Source organism: Spiroplasma endosymbiont of Lasioglossum malachurum (assembly GCF_964020065.1).
Classification (GTDB): Bacteria; Bacillota_I; Bacilli_A; order Mycoplasmatales; family VBWQ01; genus Spiroplasma_E.
This window is the reverse complement of record NZ_OZ026534.1, coordinates 1266862-1284171: the sequence shown is the minus strand read 5'-3', so window position 1 is coordinate 1284171 and position 17310 is coordinate 1266862. Positions and strand designations below refer to the sequence as shown.

Below are 17310 nucleotides of genomic sequence, written 5' to 3'. Positions count from 1 at the left end.
ATTGCAGTCAAATGCTGAATTATACTTGTAAGTGCAAGTAAATAAAATTGCAAAAAATTCTCATATAAAAATTTCATAATGCTAAATTTAGTTTAGAAAAAAGTAAGGAGTTTTTATATGAGTTATAAACATCTTGGCATAGATGAAAGGATTTATATTGAGAATCAATTGAAATTTAAATTTAAAATTAGTGAAATAGCTAAAAATCTTAATCGAAGTATTAGTACTATTATTCGAGAAATTAATAGAAATAAAGATAATAATCATTATTTTTCATTAATTGCACAAAATAAAGCTGAAAATCGAAAACAATCACATATTAGTTTTCATAAGTTTAAAAATAAGAATTTAGTAAAATATGTACAACAAAAATTACTATTAGGTTGATCACCTGAACAAATTTATGGCAGAATTAAAAATTTTTATAAAGAGTGAGTTATTAGTTTTAAAACAATTTATACTTGAATTTATTTTGGAATGCTTGATAAAGTTACTAGTAAAAATTTAAGAAGAAAAGGTAAAAAACGAAAATCTAAAGAAAATCGTGGCAAGTTTAATGGTAAATCAATTAAAGAACGAGATATAAATGTTAATGATCGTATAACACTTGGTCATTGAGAAGGAGATACTATAGTATCATCAAGAGGTAAAAGCAAATCATGTTTAATAACTTTAGTTGAAAGAGTATCACGATTTACTTTAGCAATATTAGTTAAAAAAAGAACTACTAAAGTTATTAATAAAAATGTCAGTTATTATTTATCAATTCTTCCTAAAAACATTGTTAAAACTATTATTTTTGATCGTGGCAAAGAATTTTCAAATTGACAACAACTTGAAAAAAATTTAGATGTAAAAATTTATTTTGCCAATCCATATTCACCTTGACAAAGAGGTACTAATGAAAATACTAATGGTTTAATTAGAGAAAAATTTCCTAAAAAATTTATTTTTTCAAAAACTAATAAAAATGAAGTTCATAAATTTATATTGTCTTTAAATCAAAGACCGAGAAAAATATTAAATTATCTTTCACCAATCGAATATTTGGATAGAAAAATAATTTAGTTGCACTTACCTTTACAATTTAGCATTCAGCAAAAATTAATAAAATATTATTAATTTAAATAAGTATTACAATAAATAATACTATTTTAATGTAAAATTATAATTATTAAATTTAGGAGCAAATAATGACAAAAAAATTTTATATTACTACCCCTATTTATTATCCTAGTGCTAAATTACACTTGGGACATGCTTATACAACAATTATTGCTGATGTTTTAGCTCGCTATAAGAAAATGCAAGGTTATGAAGTATTCTTTTTAACTGGAAGTGATGAACATGGTCAAAAAATTGCTAAAAAGGCGGATGAAAATAAACAAACTCCACAAAAATTTGTTGATGATATTGTTGTTGAGTTTAAGAATTTATGAAAAAACTTAAATATTGATTATGATAAATTTATTAGAACAACTAATAAAAATAATATTTTAAGTGTTCAGAAAATATTTAGCAAATTATTAAAACAAAATGATATTTATTTGGGAAAATATGAAGGGTCATATTGTATTTCTTGTGAAGAATTTTTGACAGATAGTCAAATTAATAAAATTAATAATACATGTAAAATATGTCAAGGTAATATTACTACTTTATCAGAACCATCATATTTTTTAAAATTGGAAAAATATACTAAACAATTATTAAAATATTATTATGAACATCCATTATTTTTATGACCACTTAATCGTAAAACGGAAATGATTAATAATTTTATTACGCCAGGTTTAGAAAATTTAAGTGTTACTAGAACGAGTTTTACTTGAGGGGTACCAGTATTAGAAGATCCAAAACATGTTATTTATGTTTGAATTGATGCATTAAGTAATTATTTAACAGGATTAGGTTATTTACAAGATGATGACATTAATTTTAAAAAATTTTGACTAGATTCAAATTGTGAAATTGTGAATTTAGTTGGTAAAGAAATTAGTCGTTTTCATATGATTTATTGGCCAATTTTATTAATGGCATTAAACTTGAGACAGCCAAATCGAATTTTGGCCCACGGTTGAATTACTAATGAAGAAGGAAAAATGTCAAAATCAAAAGGTAATGTTATTGATCCTTTAGTATTAGTAAATCGTTATGGTACAGATGGATTACGGTTTTTTTTAATGAAAGAAATTATTATTGGTCATGATGCAAAATATAGTCATGAATTATTTTTAAATTGTTATAACTCTTATCTTGTTAATGATTTAGGTAATTTGCTTTCGCGAACAGTTACAATGATCATTAAATATTGTGATGGTAAAATTCCCAAAGTTAATTTAAATAAGTTACAACCAGAAGCAATAGAAATAATTAAAATTATTAAAAGTACTATTAATGATTTTAATATTGAAATGGATGAGTATCAAATTCATGAAGCAATTAATGTCGTTTTTAAATTAATAACTAGTGGTAATAAATTAATTGATTTAACAAAACCATGAGATTTACATAAAAATAATAAAACTATTGAATTACATAATATTTTAAATTTATTAGCAAATATTTTAATTATTAGTAGTGCTTTATTAAGTCCAATTTTGGTTAATAGTTCATTAAAAATTCATGAACAATTGGGTGTCTTAAAAATTACTAAACCAATAGTCAATATCAACTTGAATGAAGTTTTTAATAAATCTGTTAATAAAAAAGAGTTATTATTTCCAAGATTAAATATTGAAGATGAATTATCATTTTTAAACAATGCATTTAAATAAAATATAAGAGTTATTAAAAAAATGCTAGTTATAGATAATAAATATCCAATTCATTTTGTATGAATTGGAGAAATACCAATTACTGTAAGAAATAATAGAAAATGCAATTAGAGAAAAAAAAGGAAAAAAAATAGGAGTCTTTAAGAACAATTAATCAATCAAAATTAGTAAGTATTGAAATCCAAACCGAAATAAATGAAGAAAATGAGAAACCTAGTTGACAAGATCAAAAAATTGAAGAACAAAAAAATAAAAATAAATTAAATGAAGAAGAAATAAAATTAACATCTTTAAATGAAGTATGAAAATTAATAAGTACTGAAATTCCAGAGTTACAGCAACTTTTATCAAAACATTCAAAAAATGCAAGCAAACAAAAATGAGAGAATAGGGGCTTAATAGAATCTCAATTACCTTTGGAAACAAAAGCAGAAATATTAACTGCAGTTTAAACTATCAAGTAGAAGAAAAACAAAAAAATACAACAAATTTTTATAAAAAAAATAAAAAATGTATAATTTTTTTATACATTTTTGGTGAAAATTAAGAGTTAAATATGAAATTTATTCGGGTTCATAAAATGGAACAATAACTTTTAAAGTATCTGGCTCTTCAGTTTTTAGTAAACGTTTGTCAATTTTATAAAGGTTACTATTAGACATTGCAATTCAATCCAATAAGTCTTTTTCATAAGCAATTTCTTCATAGAAATCAATTAAGAATCAGTCATAAAATTTCGCAGTTAAATTATCATTATTTTCACGAGCACTTTTAACAAGTTTATTAGTAAAATCAAGTAATTTTTCTTTAGTAGATTTTATTTTTTTTAATGCTTCTTCAATGTTTTTTGTAGTAAAAGTTGGAACTTTAATGTCTTTAATTTCAACTTGAGCATCTTGATCCATTAAATAGTTACAAATTTTACGAATATGAACAACAGCATCAGCTGCTTCTACTTGGAAGAAGCGTGCAAACCCAGGATATCCTTTTTGATTTGCATCATTACTTAATTTAAAACTAAGCATTTGATATTTTAGATGTTCACTAATATAATCATTTAGATCATCGTTAATCTTTTTAATCATTAAATACACCTTCTTTCTTGGCTTTATATGTATTATACTACTTTAATACTATATATATTAAAATAAATGCTAAATTGTAAAGGTAAGTGCAACTAAATTATTTTTCTATCCAAATATTCGATTGGTGAAAGATAATTTAATATTTTTCTCGGTCTTTGATTTAAAGACAATATAAATTTATGAACTTCATTTTTATTAGTTTTTGAAAAAATAAATTTTTTAGGAAATTTTTCTCTAATTAAACCATTAGTATTTTCATTAGTACCTCTTTGTCAAGGTGAATATGGATTGGCAAAATAAATTTTTACATCTAAATTTTTTTCAAGTTGTTGTCAATTTGAAAATTCTTTGCCACGATCAAAAGTAATAGTTTTAACAATGTTTTTAGGAAGAATTGATAAATAATAACTGACATTTTTATTAATAACTTTAGTAGTTTTGTTTTTAACTAATATTGCTAAAGTAAATCGTGATACTCTTTCAACTAAAGTTATTAAACATGATTTGCTTTTGCCTCTTGATGATACTATAGTATCTCCTTCTCAATGACCAAGTGTTATACGATCATTAACATTTATATCTCGTTCTTTAATTGATTTACCATTAAACTTGCCACGATTTTCTTTAGATTTTCGTTTTTTACCTTTTCTTCTTAAATTTTTACTAGTAACTTTATCAAGCATTCCAAAATAAATTCAAGTATAAATTGTTTTAAAACTAATAACTCACTCTTTATGAAAATTTTTAATTCTGCCATAAATTTGTTCAGGTGATCAACCTAATAGTAATTTTTGTTGTACATATTTTACTAAATTCTTATTTTTAAACTTATGAAAACTAATATGTGATTGTTTTCGATTTTCAGCTTTATTTTGTGCAATTAATGAAAAATAATGATTATTATCTTTATTTCTATTAATTTCTCGAATAATAGTACTAATACTTCGATTAAGATTTTTAGCTATTTCACTAATTTTAAATTTAAATTTCAATTGATTCTCAATATAAATCCTTTCATCTATGCCAAGATGTTTATAACTCATATAAAAACTCCTTACTTTTTTCTAAACTAAATTTAACATTATGAAATTTTTATATGAGAATTTTTTGCAATTTTATTTACTTGCACTTACAAGTATAATTCAGCATTTTAAATATGATATTATAATTCTAAAATTTTATATTAAAGTTTTTTTGTTTAACTTATTACTTGGTTTTTAAAGTAATGAGTTTTTTATGTTAAAGGAGGATATTTAAATATGCCTATTCAAAATTATCAATCAATTAATGATGATATTGAAAATGTAAATTCAAACGAAAATATAGCAACTATTTTTTCAAGTATTAGAAAAAATGCTTTGAAAAATTTAATCATACACGGTTTTAAATTAGGTTGTTTATGTTGTATGGGAGCCTTATTTACAGCTTATATTGAAAATGAAATGACTAGTGATAGATTTAATAGTTTTTGAGAATTCCTTAAACAATTTAAAAATTATCTTTCTTGAGGTTTAGCAAGTATAGGGTTTGGTATTATTTTAGACAAAACTGCTTTTTCATATTTTGATGCTGTTATTATTGATATTAAAGAATTAATAACAGATGAAAAAATATTTACAAATGAAGAATTAGTTGCAGAAAAAATAAAAGAATTGGAAGAAAAAAAATAAAAAATTTCAAGACAAAGAAATTGAAAATCGTGAAGAAATTAAATTATTTAAAGAGAATATCTGGAAAGAAATTGCTGTTTCTAAAGATTGCTCAAAGTGTAAAGTAAATGATGAAAATTTTTATACTAATAATTTTCTTAATGAAGATTTTAATCACAATATAAAATATATTAATAATTTTGTATACTCAAATGAATTTGAAAGACAAAAAATAAATGATGATAATCAGTTTTTAAAAAGTAGTTCTAAATCAAAATCAGCAAAATTATAAATAAAAAATGATGTATACTGTGATTGTAATTTGTATGAATCAAGAATGGAAAGGGAAATAGTTCTTGTATATTTAAATTAAATAAGCGGCAAGCAAGTTTGAAAGAAAATATAATAGTTAATGTGATTACTGTTTATATTAATGTAATTTAGTTTGTAGTTTACTTCTCTTTTATTTTTAAAATTTAGTTTATAAATATATCAATTTGATTTATTTGATAACTCTTTAGGTATTAAAAAGTAGTAGTATCGTTATCAATAAATTCTATGTTATGATAAATATAATTATTAAAGGGTATATAGAATCAAGAAAGTGTATTATCAATAATTTCAAAAATGTAATTGATATTATGTTAATCTTTCAAAATATAAGCAACGAGTTTTAGTAAAAGTAAAATTTAATTTATTAAATGTTTTTTTATTTGGAGGGAGAAAATTTATATATTAAGATAAATTAATTGTAATCATATATTATGGGAGGCAAAAAATGAAAATTGTATTATCTGGTGTAGTTGGTGTTGGTAAGAGCACTATTAGTAGAGAATTAGCAAAATTATTAAAATATAAAATTATGGACGAGCCAGTTACTAGTAATCCTTATTTAGATAATTTTTATCAAAATCCTTTAGAATATGCTTTTAAAATGCAAGTATTTATGTTGATGGCACGAAGTAAACAATTAAAAGAAGCACAAAATTTTAACAATGTTATTTTTGATCGCAGTATTTTAGAAGATCCTATTTTCGTTGAAGTATTAAAAGCTCAAAACAATATGAATGATAGAGATTATGAAGTGTATTTAAATTTTTATAATAATGTTATTATTTCATCACTTTATTTTGATCCACAAATTAAACCTGATTTAATTGTCTATTTAAAAGCAAATCTTGAAAACACAATTGAACGCATAAACCTTCGTGGTCGTGAATCAGAAAAACATGTACCTCATGAATACTGAAGTTTATTAAATAAAAAATATGAACAGTGATATGAAAAAGAAAAAAATAACTTTAATTTTTTAGTAATTGACACTAATGATTTAACTCCTAAGGAAATAGTGCAAAAAATAATTGATTATATAAAATAAAATTTCTTATTGAAATCAAATTTTTATTTAGTCATTTTTTCTCATATTATATTAATAATTATTATTATTTTTCCTTTACTTTAAAGGTAATTACGTTATAATATTGTATGAGTCAAATATTTAAAAATCAAACTTAATATATTTACTCCTTGCTCATCAGAGCCATATGCCCAAAAGGAGGTCTTCGAACATTGGAAGATTTAAAACAAAAGCATAATTATGAAATTATGTACATCGTTGATGATCAAAATCAAGAAAAAGCACAATTAATTAAAAAAGAATTTTGTGAAATTTTAACTAAAAATGCTGGAAAAATTACTAAAGAACAAGATTCTATTCGTCAATTTGCTTATCCTATTAACAAAAAAGTTAAGGGTCATTATTTTATTATTGAAGTGCTAACTTCACCAGAAAATATTGCTAACTTTAATCGTGTAGCTTTAAATAAACAAAGACAATTAGACGTAATGCGTTTTTTGGTTATTAATTTAGATAGTGAAAAAATTAATAAGTTTAAACCAAAACGCCAAGTAGAATCTAGTTCTTTCTCTCGACCAACAAGACCAGGAAATCGTCCTTCTTATAATCGTGATGAAAATGGTGAAAGAAAACCAAGACCAATCGCTGGTACTGAGTCATCTTATCGTACAAAAACTAATTACCAAAATTCAAAAACAAATACTAATAATAATGCATCGAATACTGAACAAAAAGATTAATAAAATCTAAGTTAAAAGTGAGGATAAAAAAATGAATATTGTTACATTAATTGGTAGAATCACTCGTGATTTAAAGTTACATCAAACTTCAACAGGAAAACCTTTTACTTTTTTTACACTTGCAGTTAATAATATTCAAAATCAAGCTGATTATATTTCATGTGTGGCTTGAAATAAAGTTGCTGAAAATATGACTAATTATTTAGTTAAAGGTTCTTTAATTTCAGTTTCAGGAAGACTGTCAGTAAGAAAATCAACAGATCAGAATGGAAAAGAACTATATATTACTGAAGTGGTTGCACAAACTGTTACTTTTTTAGATAATCGTAAAAAAGATAGTAGTGGTAATAACACTAATATTAATTATTCAAAACCAAGAGATGAGAATAAAATTCATTTAGATGATGCTTTTAAAAGTCCTAATTATAGTACTGATATTGCCTTTACTAATACTAATCAGCTTCAAGAAAAAGAAGCGACTATTCAAAATATAGAATTTGATGAAGAAGATATCATTTGAGATTTAAATAATTAAAGGAGGATAATTATGAACACTGGTAAACCAAGAAATTTTACAAGAAGAAAATCTTGTTTTATTACTAAAAATAATATTACTTATATTGATTATAAAGATATTGAATTACTAAGTAAATTTATGGGTAATAATAACAAAATTTTGCCAGCAAGAACAACAGGTACTAATCCAAAGTATCAACGTTTAATTGCTAAAAATATAAAACGTGCCCAAATCATGGGATTATTAAGATATTCAAGATAAAAAAATTGAGTAAGATTTGTAAACTTACTCAATTTTTATTTATTTTTTTATCTTAAAAATATTTTATTTTGCTAAATTGTAAAGGTAAGTGCAACTAAATTATTTTTCTATCCAAATATTCGATTGGTGAAAGATAATTTAATATTTTTCTCGCTCTTTGATTTAAAGACAATATAAATTTATGAACTTCATTTTTATTAGTTTTTGAAAAAATAAATTTTTTAGGAAATTTTTCTCTAATTAAACCATTAGTATTTTCATTAGTACCTCTTTGTCAAGGTGAATATGGATTGGCAAAATAAATTTTTACATCTAAATTTTTTTCAAGTTGTTGTCAATTTGAAAATTCTTTGCCACGATCAAAAGTAATAGTTTTAACAATGTTTTTAGGAAGAATTGATAAATAATAACTGACATTTTTATTAATAACTTTAGTAGTTCTGTTTTTAACTAATATTGCTAAAGTAAATCGTGATACTCTTTCAACTAAAGTTATTAAAAATGATTTGCTTTTGCCTCTTGATGATACTATAGTATCTCCTTCTCAATGACCAAGTGTTATACGATCATTAACATTTATATCTCGTTCTTTAATTGATTTACCATTAAACTTGCCACGATTTTCTTTAGATTTTCGTTTTTTACCTTTTCTTCTTAAATTTTTACTAGTAACTTTATCAAGCATTCCAAAATAAATTCAAGTATAAATTGTTTTAAAACTAATAACTCACTCTTTATGAAAATTTTTAATTCTGCCATAAATTTGTTCAGGTGATCAACCTAATAGTAATTTTTGTTGTACATATTTTACTAAATTCTTATTTTTAAACTTATGAAAACTAATATGTGATTGTTTTCGATTTTCACCTTTATTTTGTGCAATTAATGAAAAATAATGATTATTATCTTTATTTCTATTAATTTCTCGAATAATAGTACTAATACTTCGATTAAGATTTTTAGCTATTTCACTAATTTTAAATTTAAATTTCAATTAATTCTCAATATAAATCCTTTCATCTATGCCAAGATGTTTATAACTCATATAAAAACTCCTTACTTTTTTCTAAACTAAATTTAGCATTATGAAATTTTTATATGAGAATTTTTTGCAATTTTATTTACTTGCACTTACAAGTATAATTCAGCTTTATGTGACATGATGAAAACACTATATATCAACAACTTAGAAGTAGTTCTATATCTCGTGCTTTTGATATTGGGCCATCTTTCTCAATAAATATTAGTAGATGAACAATTAGTAACATTATTAATGAATAATTATGTATCATTTTATCAATAAAATTAAAAATTTAATTTAAAACTACTTTAACTATGAAAGGAATAAATAAAATGAAAATAAATAAAGAAGAAACATGAACAGAAGTACAATGAGCGTTGAATAATCTTCATGGTCTAATTAGAGTAGGAGCATTAAGTGCACAAAATTGAAGTAATACGACAACAGGAGTTCTACTAACAATAGCAGGACTTAAGTCTGTTACTAGGGATAGTAATATTGAAAAACGTTACCAATTAATTAAAAGTGGAGTAGCTGATATGTTATATGCTGCATTTGGTGGTTGAGTTATTTGACAAGCATATAATTTAAATGAAACTGGTGGTAGTACAACTACCGAACCAAATTTACCTACTTTTCCTACTTTACCACCAAATGATGAAAGACTTTATTCTGAAATTGCTGAACAATTAACAGAAGATGCTGTAAGTAATGAATTAACTCCAGAAATGATTTCTATTGCATTAAATAAATTATTTACTGGTACAAATGGATTAGTTAAAGTGCTTAGTGGAATATCAGGTTTTGGTTTATATAAAATTCAAAAAGTAACAAAAACTATTGAATACTTAAAATCACTTACTACTTTTGCAACTGCAGGCATTAACTTTACAAATGGTAATATTGTGGGAGGAAATTTAATGTCAATTTCAGCAATGATGGATGTTAGTCACACATATTTTCTACAATGAGTAAATCTAATACTTCAAATAGTAAAGAGGAAATTATTATTAAAATTATTAATGAAAGAAAAGAACACATTACGAAAAGTTTTTCTTTATATAAAGGTATTTTAAGTAATAAAGATTTAAAGGAAATATATGAGTATTTAGAAAAAAATAATTGAGATAAGTTTGAAATGAGACATTCAGATAAAACAATTCCTAGTTTTGTTAAACCCGGAAAAATAAAAGATTGAAGACCAACATTGACAAAGTTTAAAGAATGAATAGATAATTATACTCCCGAAAATAAAAAGGTGGAATTAGTAACGGAGATTGAAGATAGTAGTCAACGAGAAAGAATAAAGTTAAAAATTCCTGATTATGAGTTTGAACCGGAATTTGTTACAAATGCAAATAATGATATGCCAGAAGTTATCATAGAACCCAATGAAAGACAACCACTTTTAGGAAGTATTAATGGTTAATTAAAATTAGTTTTTATATTATAATGTTTTTTTAAAAAGCTGAATTATACTTGTAAGTGCAAGTAAATAAAATTGCAAAAAATTCTCATATAAAAATTTCATAATGTTAAATTTAGTTTAGAAAAAAGTAAGGAGTTTTTATATGAGTTATAAACATCTTGGCATAGATGAAAGGATTTATATTGAGAATCAATTGAAATTTAAATTTAAAATTAGTGAAATAGCTAAAAATCTTAATCGAAGTATTAGTACTATTATTCGAGAAATTAATAGAAATAAAGATAATAATCATTATTTTTCATTAATTGCACAAAATAAAGCTGAAAATCGAAAACAATCACATATTAGTTTTCATAAGTTTAAAAATAAGAATTTAGTAAAATATGTACAACAAAAATTACTATTAGGTTGATCACCTGAACAAATTTATGGCAGAATTAAAAATTTTCATAAAGAGTGAGTTATTAGTTTTAAAACAATTTATACTTGAATTTATTTTGGAATGCTTGATAAAGTTACTAGTAAAAATTTAAGAAGAAAAGGTAAAAAACGAAAATCTAAAGAAAATCGTGGCAAGTTTAATGGTAAATCAATTAAAGAACGAGATATAAATGTTAATGATCGTATAACACTTGGTCATTGAGAAGGAGATACTATAGTATCATCAAGAGGCAAAAGCAAATCATGTTTAATAACTTTAGTTGAAAGAGTATCACGATTTACTTTAGCAATATTAGTTAAAAACAGAACTACTAAAGTTATTAATAAAAATGTCAGTTATTATTTATCAATTCTTCCTAAAAACATTGTTAAAACTATTACTTTTGATCGTGGCAAAGAATTTTCAAATTGACAACAACTTGAAAAAAATTTAGATGTAAAAATTTATTTTGCCAATCCATATTCACCTTGACAAAGAGGTACTAATGAAAATACTAATGGTTTAATTAGAGAAAAATTTCCTAAAAAATTTATTTTTTCAAAAACTAATAAAAATGAAGTTCATAAATTTATATTGTCTTTAAATCAAAGACCGAGAAAAATATTAAATTATCTTTCACCAATCGAATATTTGGATAGAAAAATAATTTAGTTGCACTTACCTTTACAATTTAGCAAAAAACATTATTTTTTATTTATTATTTTATTTTTTCTTGTACAATTATTTTAGAAATGATGAATTTTAAAGAAAGATTAAAAATTTAACTTTGTTTTTAAAATAAAAATATTTTAAAATTGACACTTATTTTAAATAATAATATAATTAAAAATGGTTAAATTTTCTAGGTGAATTTAATGAACGAAAAAATAATTTTAATTTGTACTGTATGTTTAAATCGTAATTATCATACATACAAAAATAAGATTAAATATAAAGAGCGTATGGAACTAAAAAAATATTGTGAACATTGTCAAAAACATACTTTACATAAGGAATCACGTTAGGAGAAATTTTCATGAGTGCAGAAGACAAATCAAAAGAAAAACCAAAAGTTAATCCTGAAAAATTGGCTCTTTTAAAAAGTAAATTTAATATTTTACGTAAAATTAAACCTTTAAGAACAAAAAGAACTTCTGAAGGAAAACCAAGTTTTGATCCACGAACAGCCGATAAAAATAAAAAGGTTAATATTAGCGAAATTTGAGAAAAAGAACGTAAAAATCGTACGCCTGAAGAACGTTTTTATTATAAAAAAGAATCGAGAACTTATCATAAATATTTTTTCTTATACTTATCAAGAGAAATTAGAAGAACTCGTTGAACACCAAGAAAACAATTAAATAATAAATTTATTACAACAGTATTATTTATTGCTGTCTTAGCACTATTCTTTTATGGAATTGAGCAGTTATTACTATTTGTATTACCTTTATTAAAAATAATGTAAAAAATGGAGATGCCAAAAAATGAGCGAAAGAATAAAAAAAGAAACCCCTTTAGTGAAAACTACATCATTAGAAGAAACACATAAACATCGAATTGAGCAAGCACAATGATATATTGTTAATTGTAACAAAGGTCATGAAGATAAAGTTGCTGCTGATTTGAAAAATAAAATTGAAAAAAAATTAAATTTAAAAGATAATATTTTTCAAGTTAGAGTTGTTAAAGAAGCAATACCAGATAAAGATAAAAAAATAACTGAAAAAAATATTTTTCCGGGTTATATTTTTGTTCATATGATTTTAACCGAAGATACTTGATATGATATTCGTAATACAACAGGAATTAATGGTTTTATTGGTTCTAGTGGTAAAGGTGTACCACCAACTCCACTTTCTACTAAAGAAGTTAATGAAATGTTATATCGTAATTCTAAAAATTCATCACAACCTAAAGTTAAAGAGACAAAAAAAATTATTCGTGATTTTGAGTTAAATGATTTTGTTCATATTACTTCTGGTGCTTTACAAAGCCGAGAAGGACAAGTTATTAAATTAGATGAAGATAAGGGTGTTGCAACAGTTTCTGTTGATATGTTTGGTCGTCAAACCGAAATTAAAGTAGAATATGATAGTTGTAAAAAAATTAAAGTTTAGTTTAAACTATTTAATTTTTATGTAAAATAAAATTAAAATATATTTGACTACTAATTATAATGATGTTATTATTTGTAAAGTACTATTTATATATATAAATAGACTTTAATTATGTTTAAACTTGTGGAAGATTTATTCGTTTGGACCACAGTGAGAATCCATTTAGGAGGAGTTGCTCATGGCAGATAAAAAAAATATTAATCGTGAAGGTATTATTCAATTACCAGCTGGTAGTGCCAAACCAGGTGCTAGTTTAGCATCATTCGGTATTGATATGCCACGTTTTTGTAGAGAATTTAACGATAAAACCAAAGATCAAAAAGATGATGTTAATCCGGTTCCAATTCCAGTTTTTATTACATCATATAAAGATAAAACTTTCGACTTTAAAATAAAAACTGCACCAACAACATTTCTTTTAAAAAGAGCATTGAAACTTGCAAAAGGTTCATCAAATGCTAAATTAACAAAAGTAGGAACACTTACTATTGCTCAAATTACAGCAATTGCTCAAATTAAATTACCTGATTTAAATGCTTATTCTTTAGAAGATGCAATTAAAATTGTTGCAGGAACAGCCAAGAATATGGGCATTACTGTTGAAGATGGAAAGCAAGGTGTTTAATATGAATAGAAGTAAAAGATATCTTGCAGTTGCAAAATTAGTTGATAACACTAAAGTTTATCCAATTGATCGTGCTTTAGAATTAGCTAAACAAACTTCATCATTAAAATTTGATGCAACAGTTGAAGCAGCATTTCGTTTAAATGTTGATCCAAGACATGCTGATCAAATGTTACGTGGTTCTATTGTTTTACCAGCAGGGACTGGAAAAACACAACGTGTTTTAGTGATAACTACTACTAAACAAAAAGAGGCAATGGAAAGTCAAGCTGATTTTGTTGGTGGTAAGGAAATGATTGAAAAAATTCAAAAAGGTTGATTTGATTTTGATGTTATTATTGCAACACCCGAAATGATGGGTGAATTAGGAAAAATTGGTAGAGTATTAGGACCAAAAGGATTAATGCCTACAGCAAAACTAGGAACAGTAACAATGGATGTTCAAAAAGCAATAGCTGATATTCGTAAAGGTAAAGTTGAATATCGTGTTGATAAACAAGGTAATATTCATGTTATTCTTGGTAAAGTGTCATTTGCACAAGAAGGGTTAAAAGATAATTATTTAGCAATTCTTAACACTTTAAGAAAAGTTAAGCCTGCAGCAGTTAAGGGCGCTTATATTAAAAATATAAGTATTACTACGGCAATGGGCCCTGGTATTAAAGTATTAATTGAAGAATAATATAATAATATAAAAAAATCATTAGTACTTTTACTAATGATTTTTTTATGTTTTTATTCATAATTTTTTTATTATTTAAAAAAATTTTACGCTATAATTTATTTATTGTGATAATATTAATTAATATATTATTTTGGTAAAATAATAAAATAATTAGGTAGTAAAGGAGAAACCTTAATGAAAAATCTTATAAATCTTTTTAAGAAACAAAATTGAGGAATAAAAATTGGCTTTGCCTCACTGGTAATTAGTTTGCTTTGTTTAGCATTAGGACTAATTTTAATTGCAACAGCCAATTTTAAAGCCCCAAGTGGAGGAAGTTCACAATATGCTGGAAATGGCTTTCATGCTATTTCTATATGAGGACTTGATAGTTTTTTAAGCAAAGCTGGCCATGATCAAATGTGAACAGATGCTACTAGTGATAAGCTTTTAACTTATCCTCTTGCGCAAGTAGTTGTCGGAATTGTATTTACAGTAATTTTAACTGCTATCTTTCTTGGTGTTAGTGTTTTATCTTTAATATTTGGTTATTTTAAACGTTGATTATATTCTTAGTGTTTAGTAAGTGTTAAATATGGATAAAAATGTAGAATATAAAAAAGTTACATCTTGAGATTGAAAGCAAAAACTAGGATTATTCTTATGCATTTTAACTTTGTTTTTTCTAATAATTAGTTTAATATTATTTGGAACAGCTATTTTTAATGATCATTATAATAATTTTCTTGGTAACGGTTTTTGAAGTTTAAAACACTATGGTATTATTAATTTGTTTTATAATTGAGATCAACTAGATATAGAAGCGGCTAAAAATACTTATGTTTCTCATCCTTTTGAACAAGTTTATTTTGCAATTATTTTTTTAATTATTATTGTACCAATATGTTTTGTTTTTGGAGTTAGTTTATTAGTTAGAGGATGATGAAAGTCAAGAATTTAATATATAGTTACTTCATAAATTTATTTATAGTAAAATTTAATAATCATTATTTCCTTAAAAAGGATGTATTATGATGTTTAATTCTAAAAAAATAATTGTTTTTTTATTAATAAATATTGTGTGAGTAGTAGTTTGGATTATGATAACTATTAGTTACGATAGTTATCATGATCCAATTTTAAATTATGTACCACATAGTAACGATTATTTAACAAATGAACCAACTAATCAATTGGTTCCCAAAGCAAAAAAACCTAAACATGTAGTTATGGTGGGTGTTGATGGTATGGCCAGTTATGCATTAAAAAGTGGTTATAGTCCAAATATGAACTATTTAATGCATCATGGTGCGTATACACTGGAAGCACGTGATGTTTTACCAACTTCTTCTGCTGCAAATTGAGCAAGTGTTATGTTTGCTACAGATCCTATTAAGCATGGTGTTGTTGATCAAGATTTGTGGAATGTTCATCATACTGTTCATGCTGAAGTAAAAGCTGATCAAGTAAGTATTTTTAGTTCTATTATTGATAAGTATGGTCCTTCAAAAAAATTATTTGGTTATGCTAGTGAAGGTGAAATGATTGCTAATTTTCAACCCAAAGGCCAAGAAAATATAAAAACTTTAATTAGTAGTAATGGTAATTATTGTACAACAGAAAATGATAAACAAACTTTTGAAAATACCAAAAACGTATTAAGTAATAAACCTTTATTTTCATTTTTTTATTATGTTAATCCTGATTTAGCAGGCCATTCACGTGAATGAAATAGTGAAGAATATTATCAAGCAATTAGTCAGACTGATAAATATATTGGAGGTATTATTGAAAATTTAAAAGATTTAGAAATGTGAGAAGATACCTTATTAATTATTAGTTCTGATCATGGAGGTGTTTCACAATATCATGGTCGTTCTTCTGATGCTGAACAAAAAATTCCTTTGCTTTTTGCAGGAAATTGTATTCCAAAACACGGAATTATTCCAGATAAAATTAAAATTTATGATATTCCAGCTACTATTGTTTGATTATTAGATATTAATTCACCATCAATAATTTGAGATGGTCAGCCAATTTTAACACCTTTTTTTGATATGACAAATATGTATGATCATAGTGAGGAGTTTAAGTAATGGATATTATCAATTTTAAACAAATTAATTTTCGAAATAATGGCATTAGATTACTTATTGTGCTTGCTACTATTTTTATTGTTTGAAATAATGTACAAAATGTTACTTTAAATATTGGTGGTAGTTTACATGCTTTTAATGCTTATTTTTGTTCACCAATGTTATTTGTTATATTGATAACATTTGGTTTTTTAAGTGCCAATAATAATTTTAGTTGAAAAGAGTATAGTAAATTAATACTAGCTATTATGATTTTATCTTTAGTTACAAGTTTTATGTATTTAGATTTTTTTGCTTTTAAAGAAGGATATGTAACAACAGGTTATATGATAGGATTATGATTTAAATTATTATTTTTTGATTATGGTAAATGAATGATATGAATTATTATTGGTGGTAGTGCATTAGTAAAAGTTGTTACTAACCATTTTTCCTTAAGTAATAAAAGTTGAAATATTGTTAAAATAATAACTTTAGTTATTACTAGTATTTTATGCTGAATTATACTTGTAAGTGCAAGTAAATAAAATTGCAAAAAATTCTCATAT

General features: G+C 24.2%; 22 protein-coding genes. 19 read left to right on the top strand and 3 right to left on the bottom strand.

Translation table 4 applies throughout. The features are described 5' to 3' along the window. The first annotated feature begins 117 nt into the window (after nucleotides 1-117). Entirely contained in the window at nucleotides 118-1068 is a 951-nt protein-coding gene (locus AACK95_RS06990) for an IS30 family transposase (RefSeq protein ID WP_338980195.1), read from the top strand. A gap of 125 nt (nucleotides 1069-1193) precedes the next feature. Continuing rightward, entirely contained in the window at nucleotides 1194-2777 is a 1584-nt protein-coding gene (gene metG / locus AACK95_RS06985; protein WP_338980193.1) for a methionine--tRNA ligase, read from the top strand. A 563-nt stretch (nucleotides 2778-3340) separates the two neighbouring features. Here metG and AACK95_RS06980 read toward each other — a convergent pair. Both AACK95_RS06980 and AACK95_RS06975 read right to left on the bottom strand, forming a co-directional pair. Next, nucleotides 3341-3862 (bottom strand): ferritin, encoded by a 522-nt coding sequence (locus AACK95_RS06980; protein WP_338980191.1) that lies wholly within the window; start codon nucleotides 3860-3862, stop codon nucleotides 3341-3343. A gap of 92 nt (nucleotides 3863-3954) precedes the next feature. Continuing rightward, complete coding sequence (locus tag AACK95_RS06975) at nucleotides 3955-4905, bottom strand: IS30 family transposase (RefSeq protein WP_338980189.1); 951 nt, start codon at nucleotides 4903-4905, stop codon at nucleotides 3955-3957. Nucleotides 4906-5121: 216 nt separating this feature from the next. On the opposite strand from AACK95_RS06975, the gene AACK95_RS06970 reads away from it, so the two are divergent. From AACK95_RS06970 to rpsR, 5 genes are all read left to right on the top strand, one after another. Then, on the top strand, nucleotides 5122-5532 hold the full coding sequence (locus AACK95_RS06970) for a hypothetical protein (RefSeq protein WP_338980188.1): 411 nt from the start codon (nucleotides 5122-5124) through the stop codon (nucleotides 5530-5532). A gap of 757 nt (nucleotides 5533-6289) precedes the next feature. Then, the gene (locus AACK95_RS06965) at nucleotides 6290-6889 is read left to right on the top strand and encodes a deoxynucleoside kinase (RefSeq protein WP_338980187.1); all 600 of its coding nucleotides are present in this window, start codon (nucleotides 6290-6292) and stop codon (nucleotides 6887-6889) included. 191 nt (nucleotides 6890-7080) lie between these two features. After that, nucleotides 7081-7608: a 30S ribosomal protein S6 gene (rpsF, locus tag AACK95_RS06960; protein WP_174481287.1), complete on the top strand. Its 528-nt coding sequence runs from the start codon at nucleotides 7081-7083 to the stop codon at nucleotides 7606-7608. 31 nt (nucleotides 7609-7639) lie between these two features. Next, the gene (locus tag AACK95_RS06955) at nucleotides 7640-8143 is read left to right on the top strand and encodes a single-stranded DNA-binding protein (RefSeq protein WP_338980186.1); all 504 of its coding nucleotides are present in this window, start codon (nucleotides 7640-7642) and stop codon (nucleotides 8141-8143) included. Between the two features lie 12 nt (nucleotides 8144-8155). Continuing rightward, a complete protein-coding gene (gene rpsR, locus AACK95_RS06950) occupies nucleotides 8156-8386 on the top strand; it encodes a 30S ribosomal protein S18 (protein ID WP_174481285.1) in 231 nt (76 codons plus the stop codon). Nucleotides 8387-8480: 94 nt separating this feature from the next. Here rpsR and AACK95_RS06945 read toward each other — a convergent pair whose 3' ends face one another. After that, nucleotides 8481-9380 carry an IS30 family transposase gene (locus AACK95_RS06945; protein WP_338980184.1) on the bottom strand — a complete coding sequence of 300 codons (900 nt, stop codon included), beginning with the start codon at nucleotides 9378-9380 and terminating at the stop codon, nucleotides 8481-8483. A gap of 359 nt (nucleotides 9381-9739) precedes the next feature. Between AACK95_RS06945 and AACK95_RS06940 the strand changes: the two genes are divergently transcribed. The 12 genes from AACK95_RS06940 to AACK95_RS06885 all read left to right on the top strand — a co-directional run bounded on the left by AACK95_RS06940 (nucleotide 9740) and on the right by AACK95_RS06885 (nucleotide 17289). Then, the gene (locus tag AACK95_RS06940) at nucleotides 9740-10483 is read left to right on the top strand and encodes a hypothetical protein (RefSeq protein ID WP_338980182.1); all 744 of its coding nucleotides are present in this window, start codon (nucleotides 9740-9742) and stop codon (nucleotides 10481-10483) included. A 62-nt stretch (nucleotides 10484-10545) separates the two neighbouring features. Further along, nucleotides 10546-10836, top strand: coding sequence for a hypothetical protein (locus tag AACK95_RS06935; RefSeq protein WP_338980180.1), 291 nt, complete (start codon nucleotides 10546-10548; stop codon nucleotides 10834-10836). Between the two features lie 142 nt (nucleotides 10837-10978). Then, a complete protein-coding gene (locus AACK95_RS06930) occupies nucleotides 10979-11929 on the top strand; it encodes an IS30 family transposase (protein WP_338979395.1) in 951 nt (316 codons plus the stop codon). A 203-nt stretch (nucleotides 11930-12132) separates the two neighbouring features. After that, nucleotides 12133-12282 (top strand): 50S ribosomal protein L33, encoded by a 150-nt coding sequence (gene rpmG / locus AACK95_RS06925; protein ID WP_174481441.1) that lies wholly within the window; start codon nucleotides 12133-12135, stop codon nucleotides 12280-12282. A gap of 11 nt (nucleotides 12283-12293) precedes the next feature. Further along, nucleotides 12294-12725 carry a preprotein translocase subunit SecE gene (gene secE, locus AACK95_RS06920; RefSeq protein ID WP_338980178.1) on the top strand — a complete coding sequence of 144 codons (432 nt, stop codon included), beginning with the start codon at nucleotides 12294-12296 and terminating at the stop codon, nucleotides 12723-12725. Nucleotides 12726-12744: 19 nt separating this feature from the next. After that, nucleotides 12745-13377 (top strand): transcription termination/antitermination protein NusG, encoded by a 633-nt coding sequence (gene nusG, locus AACK95_RS06915; protein ID WP_338980176.1) that lies wholly within the window; start codon nucleotides 12745-12747, stop codon nucleotides 13375-13377. A gap of 178 nt (nucleotides 13378-13555) precedes the next feature. After that, nucleotides 13556-14002, top strand: a complete 447-nt coding sequence (rplK, locus tag AACK95_RS06910; RefSeq protein ID WP_338980175.1) for a 50S ribosomal protein L11 — start codon at nucleotides 13556-13558, stop codon at nucleotides 14000-14002. 1 nt (nucleotide 14003) lies between these two features. Beyond that, nucleotides 14004-14684 (top strand): 50S ribosomal protein L1, encoded by a 681-nt coding sequence (gene rplA, locus AACK95_RS06905; protein ID WP_338958648.1) that lies wholly within the window; start codon nucleotides 14004-14006, stop codon nucleotides 14682-14684. Between the two features lie 177 nt (nucleotides 14685-14861). Then, nucleotides 14862-15242 (top strand): hypothetical protein, encoded by a 381-nt coding sequence (locus AACK95_RS06900; protein WP_338980173.1) that lies wholly within the window; start codon nucleotides 14862-14864, stop codon nucleotides 15240-15242. 19 nt (nucleotides 15243-15261) lie between these two features. Then, entirely contained in the window at nucleotides 15262-15627 is a 366-nt protein-coding gene (locus tag AACK95_RS06895; protein ID WP_338980171.1) for a hypothetical protein, read from the top strand. Between the two features lie 139 nt (nucleotides 15628-15766). Continuing rightward, nucleotides 15767-16762, top strand: coding sequence for an alkaline phosphatase (locus AACK95_RS06890; RefSeq protein ID WP_338980169.1), 996 nt, complete (start codon nucleotides 15767-15769; stop codon nucleotides 16760-16762). Beyond that, on the top strand, nucleotides 16762-17289 hold the full coding sequence (locus AACK95_RS06885; protein ID WP_338980167.1) for a hypothetical protein: 528 nt from the start codon (nucleotides 16762-16764) through the stop codon (nucleotides 17287-17289). Before AACK95_RS06890 ends, AACK95_RS06885 begins: the two co-directional genes overlap by 1 nt. The last annotated feature ends 21 nt before the right edge of the window (nucleotides 17290-17310 follow it).